The following is a 25,157-nucleotide window of genomic DNA, read 5'->3' as shown; positions in this document are numbered from 1 at the left end:
CTATCGGCGACGGACCATCCACCGCCGATCTTGGTCTTTCCCGCCGCGCGGTCAGCCGATCCGAAGATCGGAGGGCAAAAGCGCGTCGGGGATATTCTGAAACGACACCGGGCGCAGGAACCGGCGAATGCCAAGGCTGCCGACCGAGGTTGCTCCGAAATTCGTGGAGGCGGGAAACGGCCCGCCATGGACCATGGCATCGGCCACCTCGACACCCGTTGGGAACCCGTTGGCCAATACGCGTCCCGCCATACGTTCCAAAACCGGCATCAATGCGCGGGCAGCTTCGGCGTCCCCCTCCTCCATCTGTAGCGTGACCGTCAGCTGCCCTGTGAACGACTTGGCGATGTCCAGCATCTCTTCTGGCGATGTTGTACGAATCAGGACGGCGGCGGGGCCGAACATCTCTTCCGCAAGGGTCGGGTTTGCCAGCCACTCAACGCCAGTAACCTCGAACACCGCAGGCAGGCCGCAGCGGTCCGGCACTTCGGTCGCCTCTGTCAGACGCTGTGCGGACTTCTCGGTCTCCTGCACGGCGGCAGCATAACCCTTGGCGGTGCCGATTGTGAGCATGGGCTGCGGGCCAGCGTCGGCCAGTGCCTTGATCGCGGCATCGCGGAACGCGTCCCCTTCCGCGCCCTGAGGCAGCACGACCACACCGGGGTTGGTGCAGAACTGGCCAACGCCCATTGTCAGCGACCCGGCCCAGGCTGCGCCGGTTTCGGCGGCGCGCGCCCTGAGAGCTTCGGGCATCACAAAAACCGGGTTAATTGAGCCAAGCTCGCCGTAAAAGGGGATTGGCTCGGGCCGTGCCATGGCCAGATCGAACAGCGCCTTGCCGCCCCGGAAAGACCCGGTGAAGCCGATGGCGCGGATCAGGGGATGCTTGACCAACGTTTCGCCCGCCTCGTTGGTGTTGGACTGGACAAACCCGAAAGTGCCCTTTGGCATACCGGTTTTTTCGATGGCGGCCGCGATGGCCTGGGCGACCAGCTCGCCGGTAGCGGGGTGACCGGGGTGTCCCTTGTAAACGACCGGACAACCGGCGGCCAAGGCCGCAGCGGTATCGCCCCCGGCGGTGGAGAAGGCCAGCGGGAAGTTCGACGCGCCAAAGACCCCCACAGGTCCAAGCGGGCGCTGGATCATCCGCAGATCCGGTCGCGGCATCGGCTTTCGGTCGGGCAGTGCGGGATCATGGCGGATATCTAGGTACTCCCCCTTCCGGATATGGTCCGCAAACATGCGCAACTGACCGGTGGTGCGGCCCCGCTCGCCTTCTAGCCTCGCTTCGGGCAAACCAGTTTCGGCAGAGCCGTAGGTGGTCAGCTCAGCACCGCGAGCTTCGATCTCGTCGGCGATGGCCTCAAGAAATGTCGCGCGCGTTTCGCGATCGGTCCAGCCATATGTCGCGAAAGCCTCTTCCGCCGCGACTACGGCGGCGTCGATGTCTTCTGCACCGCCGCAACAAACGGAGACCGGATCGCCAGTCACAGGGTCAGAGGTGAAAGGCGGACCGCTATCGACCCATTCGCCAGCGATCAGGTGTTTTCCGGTGAGGGGGGCGCTATCCAGCATGTGAGTCTTCCATAAGTGAAGGGTCAACGAACTCGGGCGCGTCGAAGCGCTTGGCGAGGGTGAAGGCGTCGGCCACCAGCACCATGGGGCGCAGGTCGACCTCGGAGGTGTTCGTGTCGAGCAGCTCTGCGAAGCGGGCGTAGAGGCCATCGTATTCGCCATGAATAGCCGGGTTCTCCCAAGCCTCGCCGTGTTGCTTCTGGCCATCAATCTCCATGACCGCACCGCCCTGATTGAGCGCAAGGGTTCCGCCGTCCGTCTCGATGATCTGTCGCCATAAGGGGTCGCCTTCCCAAAGGAAATCGACCTCGGCAGTGACAAGCGGACCGCTTGGGTCATCCATACGGATTTCGCCCGCCACCGGCGTTTCGCAATTGCTAGGAAAGCGCAAATCAGCCCCGGTGACGTGCACCTCGACCGGCAGGATCTCGGTGAGGATCGAAAAGGCGTTGATCGTCGGGTCGAAGATGCCCAATCCGCCAGCTTCCCATATCCATTTTTGACCGGGGTGCCAGACGCGCACATCTTCCTTCCAGTCGATCCTAACCGATATAATGGCTTTGTCAGAAAGCCAGGCCTTTGCAGCCGGAACCGAGGCTGCGTGCCGCGAATGCCAAGTTGCAAAGAGGGCCACGCCCTTGTCCTGCGCCAGCGTCTCGAGCGCGTGAACCTCGGAGAGCGACGCGCCGGGCGGTTTCTCCAGCATCACATGTCGGTCAGCGTCCAGCGCAGCGCGCGCGCCGGCGTAGCGAACTTGGGGCGGAGTGCAAAAGCTGATGGCAGAGATATCCGGGCGAGCCGCGAGTAACGCCTCGACGGTTTTGTAGTTTTCGACACCTCGGATACCGCCGGTGCGGCTGACTGTAGCGGCCAACTCGAACGCATCCGATGCGGCGAGCGCGGGGATATGCTGGTCCCGGGCGATCTTGCCGACGCCAACCAACGCGATTTTGATTGCCGTTCCGTCAGTGCGAGTCACGAGGCACCTCCCGTCCACGGCATCCTTTAAGAAAGTCGAAATCGGCCCCGGTATCGGCGCCTTCTACCGCGTCGTGGTAAAGCCGCGTGTAGCCGCCGTTGGCTGCGGGCCTTTCCGGCGGTGTCCAGGCGGCGAGCCGCACCGCAATCTCTTCGTCCGATACATCCAGGTGGATACGGCGCCCTGAGACGTCGACTTCGATCATGTCGCCGGTTTGCACAATAGCCAGCGCACCACCGGCGGCAGCTTCCGGCGCCGTGTGCAGGATAACGGTGCCGTAGGCGGTGCCGGACATACGCGCATCCGAGATGCGGACCATGTCAGTGATACCCTTCTTCAGCACCTTGGGCGGAAGGCCCATATTACCGACCTCGGACATGCCGGGATAACCCTTGGGACCACAGTTCTTCAGCACCATCACGCAGGTCTCGTCTATATCAAGCGCCTCGTCATTGATCCGGGCCTTGTAGTCGTCGATATCCTCGAATACGACCGCGCGGCCACGATGCTGCATCAATTCGGGCGTGGCGGCAGAAGGTTTCAGCACAGCGCCGAAGCGCGCGAGATTGCCCTTGAGCACGGCGATGCCGCCAGAGCGGGTCAGAGCCTTGTCGACAGGCAGGATCACGTCCTCGTTCCAGTTCACGGCCTCCTTGACCTCTTGCCAAATCCCATCGCCGGAAACTGTCAGCGCGTCCTTGTGCAGCATTCCGGCCTCGCCAAGCCGTTTCAGTACAACGGGCAGGCCGCCTGCGTAGAAGAACTCTTCCATCAGGTACTTGCCGGACGGCATCAGGTTCACGATGGTCGGCACGTCGCGGCCTAGCCGGTCCCAATCATCCAGCGTCAGATCCACGCCAACCCGGCCCGCGATGGCAAGCAGATGGATCACCGCATTGGTCGACCCACCGATGGCCCCGTTCACGCGGATCGCGTTCTCGAAAGCCTTTTTGTTCATGATATCCGAAGGCTTCAGATCGTCCTTAACCATCTGCACGATGCGTCGTCCCGTGATATGCGCCATGACGCGACGTCGCGCATCGACGCCGGGGATGGCGGCATTGCCCGATAAGGCCATCCCGAGCGCTTCGGCCATCGAGGCCATGGTGGAGGCCGTCCCCATGGTGTTGCAGGTGCCAGATGACCGGCTCATGGCCTGTTCGGCCTCAAGGAAATCCTCCTGGCTGATCTTGCCTGCTTTGATATCCTCGGACATCTGCCAAAGCGCCGTTCCGGACCCGACCCGTTCGCCCCGAAACCAACCGTTCAGCATCGGCCCGCCGCTGACGACGATCGATGGAATATCTGTTGAGGCCGCGCCCATCATCAAAGATGGCGTGGTCTTGTCGCAACCAACCAAAAGGACAGCACCATCGATCGGTTGCGCACGCATCTGTTCCTCGACCGACATCGCGGCAAGGTTGCGGTACATCATTGCCGTGGGCCGGAAGGTATTTTCCGATGCCGAAAAAACGGGCACCTCGACCGGAAAGCCCCCGGCCTCCCAAACGCCGGCCTTTACCTTTTCAGCAAGCTCTCGCAGATGACCATTGCAGGGTGTCAGGTCGGACCAGGTGTTCAGGATGCCGATGACGGGACGGCCATCAAAAAGATCATGCGGGTAGCCTTGGTTCTTAAGCCAGCCGCGGTGATAGATATTGTCCCGCGACTTGCCGCCGTACCATTCCTGCGATCTGAGTTTTCGGGGCCATTCGGCCGGTTTGAAAGGCATGACAGTCTCTAGAGCGAACGTATTTCGGTGCGCGGTTCGGGCTGGCCGAGCGGCGTGAAGGCAAGCGTATTGCGCAGCGGAAGGCCGAAAGGCGCGGCCTTAATTTCAAAGATGTCGCCATCGCGGGTCTGCACGCCATCTGCAAACGAAAGCGTCGCAGTTCCGAACATGTGGACATGAAGATCACCGGGCTGGCGGAACAGCTGATACTTAAAGTGGTGGTGTTCAAGGTTGGCGATGGAATGGCTCATATTCGCCTCACCCGACAGAAACGGCTTTTCAAACATCAGCTCGCCGTCCCGATAAACGCGCGACACCCCCTCGATATGATGCGGCAGGTCTCCAATCAGCAACTCCGGCCCAAAGGCGGCCGGACGCAGCTTGGAATGCGCGAGGTATAGATAGTTGCGCCGCTCCATCACGTGATCCGAAAATTCGTTGGCCAGCGCCCAACCAAGCCGGACTGGCGTGCCGTCCGGCGCGATAAGATAGATGCCGGCGATTTCGGGCTCTTCTCCTCCGTCTTCGGCAAAGTCGGGCGACTTGAGCGGCGCACCCGGGATGGTAAGAGCCGTGCCGTTTCCTTTATAGAACCATTCCGGCTGGACCCCCGCTGCGCCGTTGGAAGGCTTGCCGCCCTCCACGCCCATCCGAAACATCTTCATGCTATCGGTCTCGTCGCCAGTTGCTTTCTTGTGCATGTCCGCGCGGGTCGAGGCCGACCCCAGATGAGTCAGGCCGGTGCCGGTCAGGTGCAGATGCGCCGGGTCTGGATGGGTGACGGGCGGCAGCAGGCGGTGCTCTGCATACAAAGCTTCGAGATCCACCGGCCCCCCCATTCCAAGCGTGGCAATGCGGTCGTGCAGACCCTGCCCATTTTCGACGCATTTCATGGCAAGCGCATAGAGAGAGAGGTCGGTCTTGACCTCGTAGGCCTCTGACCCGTCGCGGGCGACGATCTGCGGTGTTCCGTCCCCGCGGTCGATTTGAGAAAGCAGCATGTCGTTAGCCTTTCTGCTTGTTCAGTACGTCAAAGATCACGGCCGCGAGCAGGACGAGGCCCTTTATGACCTGCTGCCAGTCGATGCCGATACCGAGGATGGACATACCGTTGTTCATGACGCCCATGATAAAGGCGCCGATGACGGCCCCGACCACGGTGCCGACGCCACCCGACATTGAGGCGCCGCCGATGAAGACCGCCGCGATCACGTCCAGCTCGAATGCAACGCCAGCCTTGGGGGTGGCGGTGTTCAGGCGCGCCGCAAAGACCAGACCCGCCAGCGCCGCCAGCATCCCCATGTTGGCAAAGGTCAAAAAGGTCAGCCGCTTTGAGTTGATGCCGGATAGAGAAGCCGCTTTTTCATTGCCACCGATCGCATAGATGCGACGGCCAAAGGTGGTGCGCGATGTCAGGAAGGAATAAACCGCGATCAAGAGCGCCATGACGATAAAGACATTAGGCAGGCCCCGGAAATCCGCCATCAGCCAGGACATATAGACTAGGGCGCAGAAGATCAGCGCGTTTCGACCTGCGAAAAAAGCGAAGGGTTCGCTCTCGGCCCCTGCCGCCAGTTGGCGGCTACGGGTGCGGATTGCAAGCCACAGCAACAGCACGGCCACGCCGATCCCGACAAAGAGCGACAGCAGATTCAGGTTCTCACCCCCGAAAATGTCGGGCACGAAGCCCGACGCGATCAGTCGGAATTCTGGCGGGAAGGGCCCGACGGATTGCCCTTCCAGCAACCACAGCGTCAGACCTTTGAAGACCAGCATGCCCGCCAGCGTCACGATGAAGGACGGGATCCGGAAATAGGCGACCCAAAAGCCCTGCGCTGCCCCTATGGCAGCCCCAGCAATCAGACACAGCACGGCAGCGATCAGCCAGGGAAGCTCCCAGTTCACGATCATCACCGCGGCCAGCGCCCCAATGAAGCCGAGAACGGAGCCGACAGAGAGGTCGATATGCCCGCAAACGATCACCAGCAGCATCCCCACGGCCATTATGACGATATAGGAATTCTGCAGGATAAGGTTCGTCAGGTTCACCGGTTTCAGCAGAATTCCCCCGGTGGCCACCTGAAAGAAAGCCATGATGACAACCAGTGCAATCAGGATGCCGTACTCCCGCAGGTGTCCCTTCAGGAACTGCCAGCCGGATTTCGACGGCTGATCGGCCTCGGCTGTGGTATGGACTGTGGTGTCGGTCATGCGACTTCTTCCGACTTGACGATTTTCGACATGATCTTTTCCTGACTGGCCTCTACCGTGGGCATTTCATCCACAAAGCGGCCTTCATTCATAACGTAGAGGCGGTCCGTCACGCCCAGTAGCTCGGGCAATTCCGACGAGATCACGATGATCGCCTTGCCCTGCGCCGCCAGCTCGCGGATCACGGTGTAGATTTCGAACTTGGCGCCAACGTCGATGCCACGGGTTGGCTCGTCCAGGATGAGGATCTCGGGATCGGCGAAAAGCCACTTGGAGAGAACCACCTTTTGCTGGTTGCCGCCCGAAAGATTCACAGTCGCCTGTTCGATGGAGGACGACTTGATGGCCAACTTGTTGCGATAACGCGTGGCGACTTCTGCTTCTTGTTCACGATCAACGATGCCATTGCGCGAAATGGCAGGCAGATCGGCCAAGGGCACGTTGCGCCGGATCGTGTCGTCCAGCACCAAACCGTAGGTCTTTCGATCCTCGGTGGCATAGGCAAGCCCGGCGTTGATCGCGTGCCGAACGGTGGAGAGGTTGGCAGACGCGCCGTTGATCGAGACGTCGCCACTGATGTCGCGGCCATAGGACCGACCAAACAGGCTCATCGCCAGTTCCGTGCGCCCTGCCCCCATCAGGCCCGCGATGCCCAGCACTTCGCCCTTTCGGACGTGAAAGCTCACATTCTTGACGACCCGACGTTCGGAATGCAGCGGATGGTGCACCGTCCAGTTGCGAACTTCCATAGCGATCTCACCGGGCCTTGCGTCGCGCTTTGGCGGATAGCGGTCCTCCAGCGCGCGGCCGACCATGTTGCGCACGATGTCGTTCTCGTCCACGCCGTCGGCGCAGTTCATCCGCGCCACGGTGGCCCCGTCGCGCAAAACGGTGATCGTATCGGCGACCTTCGACACTTCGTTCAGCTTGTGCGAAATGAGGATCGAGGTCAGACCCCTTTCGCGAAAATCCACGAGAAGTTGCAACAACTTGGCGCTGTCCGCCTCATTCAATGACGAGGTCGGCTCGTCCAGGATCAATAGGCGTACGTTCTTTGACAGCGCCTTGGCAATCTCGACCAGCTGCTGCTTGCCGAGGCCAAGGTCATCAAGGATCGTCTCGGGGTTCTCGGCCAGCCCAACGCGTGCCAGCAGTTCGGCCGCCCTGTCATGCGTCTCGCGCCAGTCAATGACACCGCGAGTGGCGCGTTCGTTGCCGAGAAAGATGTTCTCGGCAACCGAGAGAAGCGGGATCAGGGCGAGCTCCTGATGGATGATGATGATGCCGATGTCTTCGCTATCCCGGATCGAGCGAAAGGCGCGCGGCTTGCCGTCGTAGATAATCTCGCCGTCGAACGAGCCTGCCGGATAAACCCCCGAAAGAACCTTCATCAGCGTTGATTTCCCCGCGCCGTTTTCGCCGACCAAGGCGTGGATTTCGCCCTCCGCCACGGAAAGCGTCACGTCGTCGAGCGCTTTGACACCGGGGAAATCTTTGGTGATCCCGCGCATTTCAAGAATAACGCTCATCTGGGGCCTCGTGATCCTGTAAAGCACCCGCCGGACGTGTCCGGCAGGTAAGTCGTACCGATTGAAAAGAACCGGTCGGGGAAGAGATGTTATTCGATCTCGCTTTTTTCGTAGTAACCGCTGTCCACCAGCCGCTCTTCCCAGTTGTCCGCCGTTACCGGCAGCGGTTCGAGCAAGTAGGAGGGAACGACCTTCACGCCGTTGTCATAGGTCTCGGTATCGTTGATCTCAGGCTCACCGCCCTGCAACAGCGCATCAACCATGCCAACGGTGACACGTGCAAGTTCGCGGGTGTCCTTGAAGATCGTCGAATACTGATCGCCCCGCAGGATCGCCTTGACCGATGGCACTTCGGCGTCCTGACCCGACACGATGGGCATCTTCATGTCGCCCGAGCCATACCCAACACCCTGAAGCGACGAGATGATCCCGATCGACAGACCGTCATAGGGCGACAGCACGCCGTGCACCTCATTGTCAGTGTAATTCGCGGAAAGCAGGTTATCCATCCGCGCCTGAGCGACAGATCCGTCCCAGCGCATTGTGCCGACGGTGTCCATACCCATTTGGCCGGATGGGATGACGATGTCGCCGGAGTCGATCATCGGCTGCAGCACCGACAAGGCACCGTTATAGAAGAAATAGGCGTTGTTGTCGTCCGGACTGCCGCCGAAGAGTTCAACGTTCCAAGGCTTCTCATCGGGGAAGCGTTCCTCGAGACCCGCAACCAAGGTCTCGGCCTGCTGCACGCCGACCTTGAAGTTGTCGAAAGTTGCGTAATAGCTGACATCGCCGCTGTCACGGATCAGACGATCGTAGGCCACGACCTGAATATCCGCAGCGGCGGCATTGGCCAGCGCGCTGGTCAAAGTGGTGCCGTCGATTGCTGCGATCACCAAGGCGTCGACGCCCTTGGTGATCATGTTCTCGATCTGCGCAAGCTGGTTGGGGATGTCGTCCTCGGCATATTGCAGGTCTGTCGTGTAGCCTGCTTCCTCGAACTGCTTGACCATATTGTTGCCGTCGTCGATCCAGCGTGCGGACGACTTGGTAGGCATGGCGATGCCGACATACCCCTTATCCTGCGCGAAGGCAGGAGCGGCAATGACAAGCGCCAGCGCGGTCGCGCCCAGGGCGCGTCTAGTGAAAACCATCTAAATTCCTCCCGATTGTCCGTTCGCCGCTCCTCCGCGGTCTGGCGGACTTTTTTTTGCGCCTCGCGACTCATGGGACGTGAGGCATGTCGCGACAATGCGCGCGGCGCACTATAGCAATCAAATTCGGATTAAGATAAATGATATAGCACAAATGTAATAAAGGAAGATTATGTCTCGCGCCATTCCCGTGACAGCGCCCCCCGTCGTCCCTGTCCGGGACGAGTTGATCCGACGTGGCCTGCGCCTGCCCCAACTGCGTCTGTTGGTTGCGGTTAAGGAGACTGGGAAGGTATCGAGCGCAGCGGCGCAGGTCGCCATGACGCAGTCGGCCGCATCACGGCTGCTGGCGGATCTTGAAAAGACGGTAGATGCCCGCCTTTACGACCGGCACGCGCGCGGTGTGACCTTGACGGCCGCTGGCGAAACCCTCGCCCTGAAGGCGCGCGATTTGCTGAACGGCTTGGACGATGTGCAGCACCAGATCACCGCACTCAGCAAGGGCGAACGTGGCACCGTCCGGATCGGTAGCGTAACGGGACCGGCTGTCGAACTGGTTCTTCCCGTCATCCGCGAGTTGCGCGTCACCTACCCGGATATCGAACTGTCGGTGCATGTCGACACGAGCGACAAGCTAGCCGATGCCCTGACCGCCGGCGAATTGGATTTCTACATCGGCCGGGTACCTGAAGGTATGGATACGCGCGCGATCATGCTAACCGAGGTTGGTCCCGAGCCAGTGTCGCTGGTCGCGCGTCTTGAACATCCTCTGTCGCGCAAGACCGATCTGAAGGTGGCGGATTGTCTGTCGTATGACTGGGTCATGCAGCCTGAGAACGGGCTGCTGCGCCGGACAGCAGAGGCCTATCTGCTCAGCAACGGACTAAACCCGCCCGAACGGATTCTCAGCACCTCGTCCATGCTGCTGACCCTCGCCATCATCTGCGAAACCAACGCAATTGCACCGTTAGCAGGGGCCGCAGCGGACTTCTACGCCGGTGAACGCGCGTTCGGCGGTCGTATCCGACGGCTCAACACGGCTCCGGACCTTGCGGTGGTCCCGTTTTCGCTGATCCAATTACGATCGGTGGAGGCAACGCCTGCGGTGAAACGCGTGCTGCGCCTTATCCGGCAGAAGATCGCGGGAATGGCAAAAACCCCGAGCGTCCCGGATTGACGCGCCGCTTGGTTGTTCGCAAGGCCATTCAAACAGGCGGACAGTTTCTCAACCATTCGGACTGTCATCCCAAAGCGCTGTCAGGAGAAATCAAGGTAAGCATCCACCCTTTCCTCGAACAGCTTCATCCATCTTTGCGGTTAATGCGTGCTCACCCCCAAACGCCGGGACAATTCCCGAACTGAAGACCCTCGCACCGTTATATGATGCACCGCCGCCGACTTGAATTCGTCGTTGCAGTTGCTTTCCCCATGTCGGCCTCCTCGCCTCAGAATTCGGGAGCTAGGTGTCTACAATTCTAGAGGCACCTCAATTTTGGAATATGCGATCCGCCGTTCGGAAAAATTTTCGAATGATACAGAGGCGGCGCTGCTAGCGCATGAGGAAGGGGGGCGAATTATTAACGCCCTGTAGCATTGAAATGCGCAATCAAAGCAGGTCCCGCGCTATGTGGAACTTACTAATTCCACCCATCATATAGGAATCAAATTGGAATGAGGTTGTTACCTCAAGAAGCAACTCAGCGACCCGAATATCGGTAAAATCAATGATTTGCTTGGTAGCGGAGGAGGGACTTGAACCCCCGACACGCGGATTATGATTCCAAAATATCTCATTGATTCTATTGGATAATATTCCCAACCAGGGCTGAATCCCGCCTATTGGTTTCAATAGGTTACATCCCGTTTCCCAACCTTCGCTTTCGTCAACTCAAAATGAAAAACGCCGCCCCGGAGGCCAAGGGACGGCGCTGACGGCGTGAGAAAACGCCGACACCCAATGAGGACAAGATGCAGTGTGACAACATACAAATTCAGCAATCTGCGCAAGTGGGTTCACCGCTGGACCGTCCGCTGGACGTGGCCGTTTTCAAGGACAGGCGGGCGCTTTCGATCAAGCCCAAAACCCTTTCATTGCGGGACCTGTCCACCAGCCTGCCCGTGGCCGCGAGCAAGGACGCCATGCGCCATATCAAGCTAGGCGCGTTCACTGGCAAACCGACCGCTAAGGGGTCTTATCGACACAACGCGGCCCATGCGACCGTCAGCGGGATTGAAGCCGATTATGACGCCGGGACGATGACCGTGGAACAAGCCGTGGACGCTCTTGCCTGTGCGGGGATTGCCGCGATGATCTATACCACGCCAAGCCACCAGCAACCCGGCAAGGGTCATCGCTGGCGTGTTCTCTGCCCGTTGTCCGATGACGTGACCCCCGGCGAACGGCAAGCCCTGCTGGCAAGGGTCAACGGCGTCTTGGGCGGCGTCTTGAGCGCAGAGTCGTTTACCGCTGCACAATCCTATGCTTACGGCGCTGTAAAAGGCGGTCCCGCCCCGGACGTTCGTCTTGTGGACGGGCGTTTCCTTGACCACTGCAATGACCTTGACGCGGGCGCTATTGGCAAACCTGCCTCCGACCGTGGCGCCCCCCAATCCGCCGCCGACCTGTCGCACGACCAATGGCGTTTGGACAAAGCCGCCGCGATCCTAGAATCCGCCGCCGAAAGGTTGTCTAATACGCTGGTTGAACGGAACCCTGCCCTTTGCAAAGAAGCCTTTATGGCGGGCGGCCTGTTGGCAAACAACCTGCTGTCCCGTGAACAGGTCATGGACGCGCTGTTGCCCGCTATGGCGGCGAACGGCTACCTTGATAGCCACGCGAAGGGCGACATGTCAGACGTAGAGCGAGTCATAGATGCCCAGCTTAAAGCGGGCGCGCGTGAACCATTCGACCCGTCCGTGGCGGAGGACTTTGACGACGACCCCGACGACGACATAGTGGACGACCCCAGCATTGACTATCTGCTTGGGCCAGCCCCGGTTGACCACGAATCCACGGGGGGTCTGCCCTATCTGACGCCCGGCCAATGCGCCGATCTGCCCGCGCGTGACTATGTGGTGAAACGGTTGATTGCCCCGGGTCAAATCGGTTGCATCTTTGGCGAACCCGGCGCTGGCAAATCCCTTATTGCCCCGCGCATGGCTTATGAGATTGCCCAAGGCGAACCTACGTTTGACCTGCGGACCAAAGCCGGACCCGTGTTCTACGTCGCCTGTGAGGATCAAGAAGGCATGGCAGGCCGTGTGGCCGCGCTGCACATTGAACTTGGGGACGCAGACACGTTCCATCTGTTCAACACTGTCAGCGACCTGTTCAGCCCCGGAGTCATCAAAGGAAAGGGCAGTGCCGATCTGGAGGCTTTGCGCAAGGCCGCGCGGCAAGTCCGTCCCCAGCTTATCGTCATCGACACACTGGCAATGGCGATGCCGGGATTAGAGGAAAACGACGCCGCCGGGATGAACCGCGTAGTGCAAATCGGCAAGCGCCTTGCCAAGTATGGGGCCGCCGTCATCTTTGTTCATCACGGCACCAAGGCAGAAGGTAACACGCCGCGCGGCCATTCCGTGTTCAACGGCGCGCTGGACTTCTCCGTCATGGTCAAACCCGCTGACGCCAACGGCATTGTTCGGGGCATGATCCGCAAGAACCGCAACGGGCCGCCTGATCTGGACATTGCGTTCAAGATTGGCAGCCACAGGGTTGGTACGGACATTGACGGCGAACCCGTTGAAGCGCCGATCTGTCTGCCCTGCGAACCCGGCCAAGCAGAGAACGGCAAGCCCAAACTTACAGACGCCGAACGCGCTGCATATGACCTATTCTTAGAAATGGCAGCGAACGGACCTGTGGAACAAGCCGAATGGCGCAAACGGGCAGCCGATGAATACCACGTCTCTGGCAGCGATGAACGAGAGAACCGCCGCCGTGCTGTTACCCGGGCATTCAAGGGGCTGTTGAAAAAGGGCGAAATCGCTGTCGAAAATGGTCTGCTGACTTTTCCATACGCCGTGGAAATCCACGACTTTGACGACGATGTAGCGGGGCCAGACCAGTGACAACCACGCTTCGAGACATCAGGACTCACCGGACGAGTCCTGTCATTGTCCTGTCCGTCCGCCCCGTTGCCCCTCAACCGGAACCGGGACGGACAGGACTCCCCCCTTTAGGGGGGTCCGGCTGTCCGGTCCGGGTAGGCAACCCGATTGAATGTTCTATCGGCTTTCCAGTTTCCGTTGAAACGGGTCCCTCTGGGGATTGGCTGGCGGCGGGGAGCGTGGAGCGCAACCTTTCAACCGATTTGAGAATTTTGAACCAGCCGTCCCCCGGTTCAACAAGAACAAGAAAGCAGACCGAATGGAAAATCCGACAATTGACGAACTTTTGGACCTTGGCCCCACCGTGGAAACTCCCCAAGATGATCTGGTCACATCGGCAGACCTTGGCTCGTGGCTCGGGCTGACCTCCAGCCGCGTGAACCAACTTGCACGGGATTCCATCATCCCCCGCGTGGATGTACCCGGCGGTTTTGCTTTCCCACTCAAGCAATCCGTGCAAGCCTATGCCGAACACCTGCGCAACCGATCCGTCAGGAATTCCGACCCGCGCCTTGCCGACGAGAAATTGAGGGTGGCCGCCGGGCAGGCTGACAAGCTGGACATCCAAAACCAAAAGGCGCGCGGGGAACTGATCCCCGCCAATGCCGTCCGGGCCGAATGGCTTACAATCGTTGCTGACCTGCGCGCCCGCCTGTTGGCCGTGCCCAGCCGTGTCGCCGCCAAACTATCGCTCGACCGCCCCGCAACGGCAGCTTTGGACGTGGAATTGCGCCGTGCGATGCAAGCCTTGTCCGAAACCGCAAACGAGGAAGGCGAGGAGATCACCCTCGGGGCTGATTCAGCGTATTCCGCACCTTTGCTAGCCGACGACACTGAAACGCCTCTGGAGGGCCAAAAATGACCCATGCCGCCCTTACCGAAATCCGCGCCGAAACCTTTGCCGCGTTGCGTCCGCCGCCGCCCGTCAACCTGTCCGAATGGATCGAGTACCACGTTCGCCTGCCCAGCGAGGTTTCCGCCCAAACCGGGCCGATGACTCTGACTCCTGTGCAGCGCGGGATAGCAGAGGCGATGGGCGATCCCGAAATTGAGCGGGTCAGCGTCGTTAAGCCTGTCCGACTTGGTTACACGTCGCTGTTGACTGCGCTTGTCGGTTACTACTGCGATAGCGACCCCAGCCCAATCTTGGCCGTCCACCCGACCGAGTCAGACGCCCGTGGCTGGATCGTGGATGACGTGGAACCGATCTTTGCGGCAAGCCCGGAATTGCGCGGTCTGTTGACGCTTGAAGCTGACCCCACGGGCCGCTCCACGCTGCTGTCGCGCAAATTTCCCGGCGGTTCGCTAAAGGTCATCGCCGCCAAGTCCCCCCGCAACCTGAGACGCCACAACGCCAAGGTTCTGATCTTGGACGAAATCGACGCGATGGAATCCGGGGCAGAGGGTAGCCCGATTACCTTGGCCGAACGCCGGACGCTTTCATTCCCGGACCGCAAGATTGTCGCCGGGTCGACACCGACTTGGGAGGATACGAGCCACATTCTGCGTCTCTACGCTCAATCGGATAAGCGAGTTTTTGAAATCTGCTGTCTCGACTGTGACGGCTACACCGCGCCCACATGGCAGCACATCGAGTGGGAATCCGCCAAACCGGAAACCGCCGCGTTCACTTGCCCCCATTGCGGCGCGGTGCAGCCCGAAACCCGCAAGGCGGAAATGGTGAACCGTGGCCGTTGGGTCAAAACCGCGCCGGACGTGAAGGACCACGCCGGGTTCAGAACAAACGTCCTTGTATCCACCCTACCCGCTGCGTCCTGGGGGAACATCGCCCGCGAATTTCTGGCGGCCAAGGATCACCCCGATCTGCTGCAATCATGGACTAACACACTTATGGCAGAGGGCTGGCGGCAAGCGGGTGAGGAACTGGACGAGTCTGCGCTGGCGAACCGCCGCGAACCGTTCAGCTTGGAGGACCTGCCCCCGGGAACCCTGTTGCTGACCTGCGGCGTGGATGTGCAGCATGACCGCTTGGAAACCGTCACGTTGGCGCATGGGCGGACAGATACGTTCGTGGTAGACGCCCGCGTGTTCTGGGGACCCGTGAACGAGTCAGACACCCCTTGGACCGAACTGGACGCTTTCCTTGCGCAGACGCATATCCACCCCGGCGGGGGTATCCTGCGCATGGACGCGGTTGCCGTGGACTCGTCAGACGGGCAAACGATGGACCGGGTTCTGGCGTTCTGTCAGCCCAAACTGTCCCGCCGGATTGTGCCGATCAAAGGGGCAGACGGGCAACGCCCCGCAATCCGGGCAAGCGCCACCAAAGGGCAACGGCTCTTTATCGTGGGTGTAGACGGTATCAAGGCCAACCTGACCGAACGGCTTATGCGCGGTACGTCCATCCGGTTTTCCGACACGCTGGACGCCCGGTTCTTTGAAGAACTGGCAAGTGAACGGCGCGTGGTCAAATACCAGCGGGGCGCGCCGAAAGCGTCATGGGAACGGATTCCGGGCAAACGGGCAGAGGCGCTGGATTGCGTGGTTTATGCCTTGGCGGTCCGAGGGCTGGTCGGGGTCAATCTCGGCATGCGCGAACGAGAATTGGCGGACCGGGGCAAAACCACGCCCCGGCAGACCGTAGTGAAGTCGAAATGGCTAGACGTATAACTGAACGAGGATTATCCCAAGCTGCAAAGTTCCCCCTTCAACTTTGTTCACCCTGAAAATATCCTGCCGAAAATAAGCCCTTGGCCGCGCACGTTGATTATGAAGAGGCAGGAACATGCAGCTCGACGAATCCATAATTAAATACAATCAGATTTTCCTTCCCGGCCTTTTGGAAGCAATGCTCGACGTGGTGCAGAATAACAGGCGTTTTGCCTACTACACTGGCGCTGAAACGGCGATGAAAGTTATACGCAATGGCGAACTCTGGTTCCGCAATGCGATGGTGATGAATGATTTTTCGGAAATTGCCTACGGATTGAATCTTATCCGAAAAGTGTTTTCCGGACCGCAGGGTGATCGATTCCGGAAAGCTGTGAATGATATTTTTCCAGAAGTAATGGAGAAGGTTGACGCGAGCTTCACAGAGTGGAACGCGGACTGGGAATTAGAGACTTATATCGCATGTGTTTCTCTCCACGACGACTCCGAGGATCAAAGCGGCAGGCTTTCAATGTGGCGTGCGTATGGCGATACCGCTCTTATCGTTAACAATACGCCAATGACTGCTGTCACTGACCTGCTTGGCGTCTTTTCTGTTCCAGTATCCTACTTGGATGAAGCTGGATTGGACGCGAAGCTATCGGGCATTGTGGATGAAATTTTAAAAAACAGAACGTATTTGATGGAGCTGGGTCCAGACGTTCTGGTGGGGTACATGCACCACATGCTGTTCAACATTGCGATTGCGACAAAACATCCCGGTTTCGCAGAAGAGAAGGAATGGCGTCTCTTTTTCCGACCCAATGAAAGACAAAGCCCGGGAATGCGCTGTGAAACAGTGGTCGTCGGGGGAGTCCCACAAAATATTTGGGCGCTTAGTCTGGTAGACGATCCGGACAACGGACTACACGGCGCGGCTATACCGTCACTACTGGATCGACTGATTGTTGGCCCAACCGAGCACCCTTATGTCTGCGGCCAAGCCTTCCGCCGCATCTTGTCGGACGTTGGCGTAGCAGATGTGGGAAAAAAGGTGTTCGTTTCGGACATTCCTCTTCGAACAGGATAGCTAAAGGTTCTGCGCTGCAGTAAGTAAACCAATCACGGGCATTTTCTTCCAAGTGGCCATTTCCCTGTCGCGTATTTGACCGTCTGTCGCCAGCGCAGCGATGTCGCGTGGGCAAGGTATTCCGAGTCGCCAGAATGTAGCGCGGCACGCTTCTAATGCCTGACTCGGCGGCACGTCTTGCGAATAATACAGTACCACGCGGGCAAGTGATTTTGCGCTCAAGCTACGCAGCCATTTTTCAGTTTTCGGGTCTGTCACTGCTCTAACCTCCAAGATCGGCCGGGGTTGCAGAGGGCTACCCGGAAGCTGCCCCCTGCGTTTCTCGACACCTACATACAGACCTCTAGCATCTTGCATAAATTTCCGCAAGTTGATATAGATTCTCTCATACACCGATAGGAGCTGGAAAATGAACGCAACATTAAGAGACATCACCGAAGCGATTTGCGCGGTAGACCGCTTGGACAAAAGTGAATGTAAGCGGGTCTACGAACGGGCACGGATGCTTCGGGATAAAGGGCTACTGAAAACTAGCACTCCACCGAGCCAAGGCCGTGCTGCTTCCTTCAGCGAAGCAGATACAGCAGCTGCCGTAACTGCCATTCGGGCCAGCCTTAGTGGTTCTGGCTGGAATCTGATTGGTGCAATTCTCTCGGAATTACGCGCCATCGACAACACGAATGGCCGTCCCGAATTCGAAAGACACATAGAGGCAATAAAGGCGGGAAAACCCATTTGGGCGCGCGTGGATGTCATAGTGAATCCTGAATTTGTTGAAGTTGGACTTCCGGGTGAAGTGAACGCGAAAATGGGGACTTTGGCCGCTATCGGGGTAACTGATGACCCGAAAAACACAGCCCAGACCACGCACCAAATCACCCTTTGGCCTGTGACACTGATTGCGAAACCTGTTCTGGATCATATCAAGTCGGTTGCGCTTTGATTATGGCTTTCCCGTTCGCACACTTGTTCAAACGCACCGCACCTAACGACGTAGAGTTTCGCAGTTTTGACGCTGCAACGGGCGGACGCCGTGGGTCTGCGTTCATGTCTTACGGGTCCAACGCCACCGAAACGCTTGCCGCCGCCGCACCTGTGCGCAGCCGCGCCCGTCACGCATACGCAAACAACGGCTACATCGCCAACGGAGTTTCCGCCATTATGGCAGAGGCCGTGGGGGCTGGCATTGAACCCGCGTCGGCGCACCCGAACGCCGATCTGCGTGACGACCTGAATCAGACTTGGCTAGAATTTGCGGAAACTGCGGACGTTGAAGGCCGCACTGACCTGCGCGGCCTGTTGGCCCAAATGGTTCTGGCTTGCGTGGTGGACGGGGAGTCCTTCGCGGTTGTCGAAGAAGACCGCGACGGGATTCAGGTCCGCTTGATCCCGGCTGAAATGGTGGACGAATCCAAAACCGCCGATCTAGGGCAAGGCCGTTACATCGCCGCCGGGGTTGAATACGACGCCCGGGGTCGCCGCGTGGCATATCACGTCCAAACGCAACGCCCGACCGATCTGTTCCCAACGTCCCGCGACGCTATCCGGGTTCCCGCAAAGGATATGCTGCATCTTATGCGCCCCCTTGGCCCCGGTCAGGTTCGGGGCGTGTCTTGGCTTGCGCCGGTCCTGCTGACCCTGACCGAATTTGATGGGCTTATGGACGCTTTGCTTGTCGGTTGCCGTGTCTCTGCCCTGCACACCGGGTTCATCGTGGACCATAATAACCTTGGCGGTGCGGGTCCCTATCCCGACGAAGAGTCGGGGGCGGACGTCTCGCTGGAACCCGGAGTCATTCGGACTCTGCCCGGCGGTAAGGACATCCGCTTTTCCAGCCCACAAGAAGCTAAGGATTCAATTGCCTTTGCCAAGTTGACCCTTGGACAGATTGCAGCGGGGCTTGGCGTCCCCCAGCACTTGCTGGACGGGGACCTTTCCAACGCGAACTATTCCAGCCTGCGGGCGGGTCTTTTGCCGTTCCGGGCAAAAATTGAACAGTTTTGCTATCACCAGCTTGTCCCGCAAGTCCTGACCCCGCTTTGGCGGCGCGTGATGACCCGGGCTTACTTGTCCGGCAATACCGTCCCAGACCTGGCCCCCGCATTCAAGGTGGAATGGCTGACGCCGCGCGCGCAACAGGTGGACCCTCTCAAGGACACCCAAGCCCTTGTCGCCCAGATTGACGCAAAGCTGACAAGCCGGACGCAAGCTGTGGCTTCCTTGGGTTGGAACCGCGCCGATCTGGATCGCGAAATTGCCGCCGAAACCGGAGACACCAAATGACTGTTCACGATCCCATCCCGCCCCTGACCCGCACCGCGACAACCGCAAACAGCTATGACCCGAAAACTCGGACGTTCGAAGCCGTGGTAGCCACGATGACCCCCGTGACGCGCCGGGATGCACGGGGACCATTCAACGAGGTTCTGACCCCCGCAACCTTGGCCGCCAGCACGGGGATGCCCTTGCTCGACTCCCACAAAACGGACTCGGTTCGTGACCTATTGGGCCGCGTTGTTTCAACCCGCGTGGATGGCAATCAAATCATAGCCAAGCTGCAATTGTCCTCCGCGTCTGACACCGATCCGATTGCCCAGCGCATTGCAGACGGCAGCTTGACAGGCGTTTCCATCGGCTACCGTGTCAGCGGTTGGGCCGAATCCACCGGGGCGGACGGTCAACGTCAGAAATCCCCGACCGCGTGGACCCTTACAGAGGTCACACTGACCACCAATCCGGCCGACCCGAACGCGCGCGTCCGCCATGCCAAAGCCCCCGCTGAACCGGCGCGCGCGGGCGGTATCCCCAAAAATCGCGCCGCTACCAATGGAGTCCACATGCCCGATGTAATTGAAAACACCACGGAACAGGATGCAGAGCGCACCCGCCGTTCCACCATTCGGACTCTTGTCCGTTCCGCTGGCCTGTCGGCTGAAACCGCCGACGACCTGATCGACCAAGAAGTCACCTTGGATCAAGCCAAGGCCGCCGTCTTTGACGCGACCCAGACCCGGACCGCACCCGTCATCCGCACCCACGCGCCCCAGAACAACGATCCCGCTGTTATCACCCGCCGTCAAGCTGACGCCGTGGCCGTTCGCATGGCTGGGGGCGATTGCCCAGACGATGCACGTCAGTACATGGGCGATAGTCTGCTGGACATGGCGCGCGATAGTCTGACCCGCTCTGGCGTGTCCACGCGTGGCCTGTCCGCCGATGACGTGTTCACCCGCGCCTCACACGGCACGTCTGACTTCCCGCTGGTTGTCAGCAATGCGATGGGTAAGGTGGCAGCCGACTCCTACAAGGCCGCCGAGTCGCCGCTGAAACAGCTTGGCCGTCAGCGTGTCTTGCGTGACTTCAAACCGTCCACCAGCATCCGTCTAGGCGAAATGGGCCGTCTTGAGGAAATCGCGGAGTCCGGCGAAATCAAGGCTACCAGCCGCGCGGAAAACGGTGAGTCCATGTCCCTCAAAACCTACGCGCGCGGGATCAACGTCAGCCGCAACCTTTTGGTCAACGATGACTTGAACCTGTTGGGCGATATGACCGCTGCGTTCGGGGAAGCCGCTGCACAGACAGAGGCGGACGAAATGGTGGCCCTGCTGACCGGCAATCCAAACCTTTCGGACGGGACTCCCGTGTTCGACGTCAGCCGGGGCAACTTGGCAGCCGCCGGGGCAGCGCCTAGCGAGACCACCCTGTCAGCCGCGCGCAAGGCGATGCGCGGTTTCAAGGGGCTGGATGGTAAGACGCTGCTTTCGGTAACGCCCAAGTATCTTTTGGTCGGACCGGAACTGGAGACCGACGCCGAAAAGCTGTTGGCAGCTATCTATGCCGCGACCACTGGCGACGTAAACGCATGGACTGGCAAGCTGTCGCTGCTGGTGGAACCGCGTATCACGGATGACCAATGGTTTGTCTTTGCCGATCCTGCCCGCGTAGCGTCCTTGGTCTACGGCTATCTTGCGAGCGCACAAGGCGTCCAGATTCAACGGGCAGAGGCTTGGGACACCTTGGGTATCAAATACCGCGCGTTCCTCGACTTTGGAACGGGCTGGTCTGACTGGCGCGGTGCTTACCGGAACGCAGGTTCCTAATGCCCACGCCGGGCGAACAACTGACCGAGGCGCGGGCGGCTTACCACCGCCTGCAACTCGGGGAACTGGCCGTCAGTTTCCGGGACGGCAACGGCGAGCAGGTTGAATACAATCGCGCCTCTGCCCCCCGACTGGCCGCCTACATCAACGACCTGGAACGGCAGGCAATGGGTATCAAAAGCCCCCAGACCTTCCTTTTTCAAACCTCAAAAGGACTGAACTAATGCGCAACTACATTCAAAAAGGTGACAACATCACCGTTAACTCCCCGAATGACGTGCTGTCCGGCGCGGGAGTCATCATCGGCAACCTGTTCGGCGTAGCCAACGGTGATGCCCAGACTGGTAAGCCCGTGGTTCTGTCCACGGTTGGCGTGTTCGATCTGCCCAAAAAAACGGCTGACGACATTGCCGTAGGGGATACCGTATATTGGGATGACACCAACAGCGAACTGACTGTCACCGCGACCGACAACACCAGAGTCGGCGTGGCTATCACGGCCAACGCAGGCGCTGGCACCATCGTAACCCGTTTGAACGGCTCTTTCTAAGGCATGGCTCGTCGGGCTGCATCCTTTACCCAAAGCGACGTGACACGCGCCTTAAAAGCCGCTCAATCGGCTGGACTGGACGTGGCGCGGATAGATGTGCAGCCTGACGGGACGATTAGTGTCATCACAAGCAAAAAAACGAATCTGGAAGATGAAACGCTGTCACCGCTGGAGCAATGGAAGGCTACCAAAAAATGCGCGTCCGCCTGAAAGGTCTGAATCGAGTCTCCAAACGCCTCGCAGATGGTAGCAAAGCAACCTACTACTACGCTTGGAAGGGTGGCCCTAGTCTACCGGGAAAACCGGGTGACCCGGAGTTTGTAGAGGCTTACAACGCCGCCTTGGCAGCCAAGGTCAAATCCCCCGTTGGAACCCTACAGTCTGTTTTAAATCTCTATCAAGAAAGCCCCAAGTTTCTCGACTTAGCCCCCCGAACAAGGCGGGACTATGTCCGGCATGTGGGCAAGATCGAATCCGAATACTCTGACTTTCCGATTGCCGCGCTTTCTGACCGTGCCACGCGGGGGGAATTCCTTTCATGGCGGGACAAATTGGCGAAGAAATCCAGACGCCAAGCGGATTACACTTATTCTGTCTTAGCTCTAATAATCGCATGGGCTTACGACCGTGGCTTGGTTCCAGGAAACCCGTGCGAACGCCCCGGCAAGGTCTACCGGTCTGAGCGTATCGACAACATTTGGTCCGCAGACGATGAAACCAATTTCTTGGCAACTGCACCGACCCACATTGGGCTGGCGTTCACTCTGGCGCTGTGGACCGGGCAACGACAAGGCGACCTGCTACGCTTGCCTTGGTCCGCTTTTGACGGCCAAGCTATACGCTTGCGCCAAAGAAAGACCGGCGCGCGCGTGGTGATTCCTGTTGGCGCGCCATTGAAAGCCGCGCTAGAGGCCACCCCGAAAACCGCCGTAACCATCCTCGCAACCACCAGAAAAACCGCTTGGACGGAGTCCGGTTTCCGCGCCTCATGGCGTAAGGCTTGCCAGAAAGCCGGTGTCGATGGGCTGACCTTCCACGATCTACGCGGAACCGCCGTGACGCGATTGGCGGTTGCAGGATGCTCTACCGCCGAAATCGCAGCGATTACCGGTCACAAGCTGAGTCACGTCGCTGCAATTTTGGATGCACACTATCTAAGCCGCGATTCGGCGCTTGGTGTTTCAGCGATTCAGAAGCTGGAAGCGCACGAAAACAGAACAAAGATTCCCAACTGAGCGCCCAACTATGAAAAAGCGTCAAAGCATGGAGGCCAAATTTACCAATGAAAGCAATGGTAGCGGAGGAGGGACTTGAACCCCCGACACGCGGATTATGATTCCGCTGCTCTAACCAACTGAGCTACTCCGCCATAAGCGAGGCCGGACGTAAGGCAGGTAGGCCGGGCCGTCAAGCCTGAAATCACACTATTTCGCCCGAACCGTATCGATCATGATCTGAACGTTATCAGGGTCGGCATCCGGCGTGATACCGTGGCCAAGATTGAAGATATGCGGGCCGCCGGAAAAGGCATCTACAATGGCGCGCGTCTCGTCGACAAGCGCCTGCCCCCCGGTCACCATGTGCGATGACGCGAGATTGCCCTGTACACAACCATCGCGCTGCACATGTTCCACCGCCCAGTCGAGATCGACGGAATTGTCGAGAGCGACGCAGTCCGCGCCGGTCGCCTTGGCAAAACCCTCGTACTTCGGTCCTGCTTCGCGCGGAAAGGCGATGACGGGAACGCCCGGATGACGCGCCTTGAGCTCAGCAATGATTCTCGCGGCCGGTGCCAGAGCATATTTATCAAAGGCCTCGCCAGAGAGAGAGCCGGCCCAGCTGTCGAACAGCTTAACGCATTCCGCACCCGCTGAAATCTGACGCGACAGGTATTCTATAGTCGCCTCCGTGATCAGGTCCAGCAGGCCTTCGAAAACTTCGGTGTCTTCCTGCCGCAGCAAGTGCGCAGGCCCCTGATCGGGCGTTCCCTTGCCAGCGATCATATAGGTCGCAACCGTCCACGGTGCTCCTGCAAAACCGATCAGCGTCGTGTCCGACGGCAGCTCCCGCGACAAAATCTGCACGGTCTCGTAAATCGGACCGAGTGTATCGTGAACAACGTCGACCGGTTTCAGCGCATCCAGATCGCGACGCGACGTGACAGTCGACAGACGCGGCCCCTCGCCGGTCACGAACCAAAGGTCCGCACCCAGCGCCTGGGGCACCAGCAGGATATCCGCAAAAAGGATCGCCGCGTCGAAATCGTACCGGCGGATAGGCTGAAGCGTCACTTCGGCTGCAAGTTCAGGGTTGTAGCAGAGCGACAGAAAGTCCCCGGCTTTTTCCCGCGTGGCGCGGTATTCGGGAAGATAACGGCCTGCTTGCCGCATCATCCAGATCGGCGGGGTTTCGAGAGTTTCGCCCGCCAAGGCGCGCAACAGTTTCTTCTGGCTCATATCGCCCCCCATGAATGCTTTTTCGATGGGTCGCGGCCAGAGAGCGAAATGTCAAGCGTCAGACCAGTTGTCACGCTTCGTTGCGACGATTAGAGACAGAGACATGACAGTTGATCTCCCCTCCCCCGCCAACCCGCTCAGGATCGGCACGCGCGGCTCTCCGCTCGCTCTTGCGCAAGCGCATGAAACCGCCCTGCGGCTGGGCAATGCCTTTGACCTCGAACCGGATTCATTCGAAGTCGTTGTGATCCAGACCACCGGTGACCGTGTGCAGGACCGGGCGCTGCGCGAAATCGGCGGCAAGGGGCTGTTCACCCGCGAAATCGAACAGGATCTGCTGACGGGCAAGATCGACATTGCCGTCCATTCGATGAAGGACATGCCGGTTCTGCAACCCGAGGGGCTGCTGCTTGACACCTATCTGCCGCGCGAGGATATGCGCGACGCCTTCGTCTCGCTCAAAGTCGGCTCGATCGGGGAACTGGCCGAAGGCGCAGTCGTAGGAACATCCAGCTTGCGCCGGAAATCGCAACTGCTTTACCGGCGGCCCGACCTTCAGGTTGTCGAATTCCGGGGCAACGTCCAAACCCGCCTGCGCAAGCTTGCCGATGAAGTTGCCGAATGCACGTTCCTCGCGATGGCCGGGTTGAACCGCCTTGGGATGACCGATGTGCCCGCGCGAGCCATCGACGTCGATGACATGCTGCCTGCTTTGGCGCAGGGTGCGATCGGCATTGAACGGCGCTCGGACGACACGCGGGTCGCGAACATGCTGGAAGCGGTGCACGACACAGAGACCGGCAAACGCCTTGCCGCTGAACGTGCCTTTCTGGCCGCGCTCGACGGGTCCTGCGAGACGCCGATCGCGGGATTGGCCGAACTCCACGGCGGTGAGTTGCGCCTGCGCGGACAGGTGCTTCGCCCCGATGGATCAGAAGCGATTGACGACGATCAGACCTGCCCGGTGGAAGACGGCGCCATGCTTGGCCGGGAAATGGCCGTTAAGCTACTCGACTTGGCGGGTCCGGATTTCTTCGACTGGCGAGAATAACTTGAGA

At 59.4% G+C, this 25,157-nt stretch carries 20 protein-coding genes and 1 tRNA gene; 12 read left to right on the top strand and 9 right to left on the bottom strand.

The genetic code is table 11. The annotated features are described in order from the left end of the window. Positions 1–51: 51 nt before the first annotated feature. From MF268_RS19040 to chvE, 7 genes are all read right to left on the bottom strand, one after another. Positions 52–1,575: an aldehyde dehydrogenase (NADP(+)) gene (locus MF268_RS19040; RefSeq protein ID WP_238372443.1), complete on the bottom strand. Its 1,524-nt coding sequence runs from the start codon at positions 1,573–1,575 to the stop codon at positions 52–54. After that, on the bottom strand, positions 1,565–2,554 hold the full coding sequence (locus MF268_RS19035) for a Gfo/Idh/MocA family protein (RefSeq protein WP_238372442.1): 990 nt from the start codon (positions 2,552–2,554) through the stop codon (positions 1,565–1,567). The genes MF268_RS19040 and MF268_RS19035 overlap by 11 nt, the downstream gene beginning before the upstream one ends. After that, the gene (gene araD, locus MF268_RS19030) at positions 2,541–4,286 is read right to left on the bottom strand and encodes an L-arabinonate dehydratase (RefSeq protein WP_238372441.1); all 1,746 of its coding nucleotides are present in this window, start codon (positions 4,284–4,286) and stop codon (positions 2,541–2,543) included. Before araD ends, MF268_RS19035 begins: the two co-directional genes overlap by 14 nt. A gap of 8 nt (positions 4,287–4,294) precedes the next feature. Continuing rightward, the gene (gene araD1, locus MF268_RS19025; RefSeq protein ID WP_238372440.1) at positions 4,295–5,287 is read right to left on the bottom strand and encodes an AraD1 family protein; all 993 of its coding nucleotides are present in this window, start codon (positions 5,285–5,287) and stop codon (positions 4,295–4,297) included. Positions 5,288–5,291: 4 nt separating this feature from the next. Then, positions 5,292–6,497: a multiple monosaccharide ABC transporter permease gene (gene mmsB, locus MF268_RS19020; protein ID WP_238372439.1), complete on the bottom strand. Its 1,206-nt coding sequence runs from the start codon at positions 6,495–6,497 to the stop codon at positions 5,292–5,294. After that, positions 6,494–8,026, bottom strand: coding sequence for a multiple monosaccharide ABC transporter ATP-binding protein (mmsA, locus tag MF268_RS19015; RefSeq protein WP_238372438.1), 1,533 nt, complete (start codon positions 8,024–8,026; stop codon positions 6,494–6,496). Before mmsA ends, mmsB begins: the two co-directional genes overlap by 4 nt. 89 nt (positions 8,027–8,115) lie before the next feature. Next, positions 8,116–9,180, bottom strand: a complete 1,065-nt coding sequence (gene chvE, locus MF268_RS19010; RefSeq protein ID WP_238372437.1) for a multiple monosaccharide ABC transporter substrate-binding protein — start codon at positions 9,178–9,180, stop codon at positions 8,116–8,118. Positions 9,181–9,352: 172 nt separating this feature from the next. Between chvE and MF268_RS19005 the strand changes: the two genes are divergently transcribed. The 11 genes from MF268_RS19005 (at position 9,353) to MF268_RS18955 (ending at position 22,878) form a co-directional block, all read left to right on the top strand. Beyond that, positions 9,353–10,357, top strand: a complete 1,005-nt coding sequence (locus MF268_RS19005) for a LysR family transcriptional regulator (protein ID WP_238372436.1) — start codon at positions 9,353–9,355, stop codon at positions 10,355–10,357. An 830-nt stretch (positions 10,358–11,187) separates the two neighbouring features. Then, positions 11,188–13,254, top strand: coding sequence for an AAA family ATPase (locus tag MF268_RS25425; protein ID WP_238372435.1), 2,067 nt, complete (start codon positions 11,188–11,190; stop codon positions 13,252–13,254). A gap of 298 nt (positions 13,255–13,552) precedes the next feature. Next, positions 13,553–14,155, top strand: coding sequence for a hypothetical protein (locus MF268_RS18995; RefSeq protein ID WP_238372434.1), 603 nt, complete (start codon positions 13,553–13,555; stop codon positions 14,153–14,155). Beyond that, positions 14,152–15,924 (top strand): phage terminase large subunit family protein, encoded by a 1,773-nt coding sequence (locus tag MF268_RS18990; RefSeq protein ID WP_238372433.1) that lies wholly within the window; start codon positions 14,152–14,154, stop codon positions 15,922–15,924. The genes MF268_RS18995 and MF268_RS18990 overlap by 4 nt, the downstream gene beginning before the upstream one ends. Positions 15,925–16,039: 115 nt before the next feature. After that, on the top strand, positions 16,040–16,993 hold the full coding sequence (locus MF268_RS18985; RefSeq protein WP_238372432.1) for a DUF2971 domain-containing protein: 954 nt from the start codon (positions 16,040–16,042) through the stop codon (positions 16,991–16,993). Between the two features lie 409 nt (positions 16,994–17,402). Beyond that, positions 17,403–17,936, top strand: a complete 534-nt coding sequence (locus MF268_RS18980) for a hypothetical protein (RefSeq protein WP_238372431.1) — start codon at positions 17,403–17,405, stop codon at positions 17,934–17,936. Between the two features lie 2 nt (positions 17,937–17,938). Then, a complete protein-coding gene (locus tag MF268_RS18975) occupies positions 17,939–19,276 on the top strand; it encodes a phage portal protein (RefSeq protein WP_420485447.1) in 1,338 nt (445 codons plus the stop codon). Continuing rightward, positions 19,273–21,093 (top strand): prohead protease/major capsid protein fusion protein, encoded by a 1,821-nt coding sequence (locus MF268_RS18970; RefSeq protein WP_238372429.1) that lies wholly within the window; start codon positions 19,273–19,275, stop codon positions 21,091–21,093. The genes MF268_RS18975 and MF268_RS18970 overlap by 4 nt, the downstream gene beginning before the upstream one ends. Then, the gene (gene gpW, locus MF268_RS18965) at positions 21,093–21,317 is read left to right on the top strand and encodes a gpW family protein (protein WP_238372428.1); all 225 of its coding nucleotides are present in this window, start codon (positions 21,093–21,095) and stop codon (positions 21,315–21,317) included. The genes MF268_RS18970 and gpW overlap by 1 nt, the downstream gene beginning before the upstream one ends. Beyond that, positions 21,317–21,643: a DUF2190 family protein gene (locus MF268_RS18960; protein ID WP_238372427.1), complete on the top strand. Its 327-nt coding sequence runs from the start codon at positions 21,317–21,319 to the stop codon at positions 21,641–21,643. The genes gpW and MF268_RS18960 overlap by 1 nt, the downstream gene beginning before the upstream one ends. A gap of 176 nt (positions 21,644–21,819) precedes the next feature. Next, the gene (locus tag MF268_RS18955; RefSeq protein WP_238372426.1) at positions 21,820–22,878 is read left to right on the top strand and encodes a tyrosine-type recombinase/integrase; all 1,059 of its coding nucleotides are present in this window, start codon (positions 21,820–21,822) and stop codon (positions 22,876–22,878) included. Positions 22,879–22,935: 57 nt separating this feature from the next. Here MF268_RS18955 and MF268_RS18950 read toward each other — a convergent pair. Beyond that, positions 22,936–23,012: transfer RNA gene (locus tag MF268_RS18950), tRNA-Met, on the bottom strand. 55 nt (positions 23,013–23,067) lie between these two features. Beyond that, complete coding sequence (hemE, locus tag MF268_RS18945; RefSeq protein WP_238372425.1) at positions 23,068–24,099, bottom strand: uroporphyrinogen decarboxylase; 1,032 nt, start codon at positions 24,097–24,099, stop codon at positions 23,068–23,070. A 103-nt stretch (positions 24,100–24,202) separates the two neighbouring features. On the opposite strand from hemE, the gene hemC reads away from it, so the two are divergent. After that, the gene (gene hemC, locus MF268_RS18940; protein WP_238372424.1) at positions 24,203–25,150 is read left to right on the top strand and encodes a hydroxymethylbilane synthase; all 948 of its coding nucleotides are present in this window, start codon (positions 24,203–24,205) and stop codon (positions 25,148–25,150) included. Positions 25,151–25,157 lie beyond the last annotated feature (7 nt).

Source organism: Heliomarina baculiformis, assembly GCF_019966545.1.
In the GTDB taxonomy this organism is placed as follows: domain Bacteria; phylum Pseudomonadota; class Alphaproteobacteria; order Rhodobacterales; family Rhodobacteraceae; genus Heliomarina; species Heliomarina baculiformis.
Note: the sequence above shows the minus strand (reverse complement) of the source record. Positions and strands in the feature narration are given on the sequence as shown.

Bases quoted from the DNA above. Each gene is read 5' to 3' on its own strand.
- MF268_RS19040 (WP_238372443.1), bottom strand. From the start codon at position 1,575: ATGCTGGATAGCGCCCCCCTCACCGGAAAACACCTGATCGCTGGCGAA.
- araD (WP_238372441.1), bottom strand. From the start codon at position 4,286: ATGCCTTTCAAACCGGCCGAATGGCCCCGAAAACTCAGATCGCAGGAA.
- araD1 (WP_238372440.1), bottom strand. From the start codon at position 5,287: ATGCTGCTTTCTCAAATCGACCGCGGGGACGGAACACCGCAGATCGTC.
- mmsB (WP_238372439.1), bottom strand. From the start codon at position 6,497: ATGACCGACACCACAGTCCATACCACAGCCGAGGCCGATCAGCCGTCG.
- mmsA (WP_238372438.1), bottom strand. From the start codon at position 8,026: ATGAGCGTTATTCTTGAAATGCGCGGGATCACCAAAGATTTCCCCGGT.
- chvE (WP_238372437.1), bottom strand. From the start codon at position 9,180: ATGGTTTTCACTAGACGCGCCCTGGGCGCGACCGCGCTGGCGCTTGTC.
- MF268_RS19005 (WP_238372436.1), top strand. From the start codon at position 9,353: ATGTCTCGCGCCATTCCCGTGACAGCGCCCCCCGTCGTCCCTGTCCGG.
- MF268_RS18995 (WP_238372434.1), top strand. From the start codon at position 13,553: ATGGAAAATCCGACAATTGACGAACTTTTGGACCTTGGCCCCACCGTG.
- MF268_RS18990 (WP_238372433.1), top strand. From the start codon at position 14,152: ATGACCCATGCCGCCCTTACCGAAATCCGCGCCGAAACCTTTGCCGCG.
- MF268_RS18985 (WP_238372432.1), top strand. From the start codon at position 16,040: ATGCAGCTCGACGAATCCATAATTAAATACAATCAGATTTTCCTTCCC.
- MF268_RS18980 (WP_238372431.1), top strand. From the start codon at position 17,403: ATGAACGCAACATTAAGAGACATCACCGAAGCGATTTGCGCGGTAGAC.
- MF268_RS18975 (WP_420485447.1), top strand. From the start codon at position 17,939: ATGGCTTTCCCGTTCGCACACTTGTTCAAACGCACCGCACCTAACGAC.
- MF268_RS18970 (WP_238372429.1), top strand. From the start codon at position 19,273: ATGACTGTTCACGATCCCATCCCGCCCCTGACCCGCACCGCGACAACC.
- gpW (WP_238372428.1), top strand. From the start codon at position 21,093: ATGCCCACGCCGGGCGAACAACTGACCGAGGCGCGGGCGGCTTACCAC.
- MF268_RS18960 (WP_238372427.1), top strand. From the start codon at position 21,317: ATGCGCAACTACATTCAAAAAGGTGACAACATCACCGTTAACTCCCCG.
- MF268_RS18955 (WP_238372426.1), top strand. From the start codon at position 21,820: ATGGAAGGCTACCAAAAAATGCGCGTCCGCCTGAAAGGTCTGAATCGA.
- hemE (WP_238372425.1), bottom strand. From the start codon at position 24,099: ATGAGCCAGAAGAAACTGTTGCGCGCCTTGGCGGGCGAAACTCTCGAA.
- hemC (WP_238372424.1), top strand. From the start codon at position 24,203: ATGACAGTTGATCTCCCCTCCCCCGCCAACCCGCTCAGGATCGGCACG.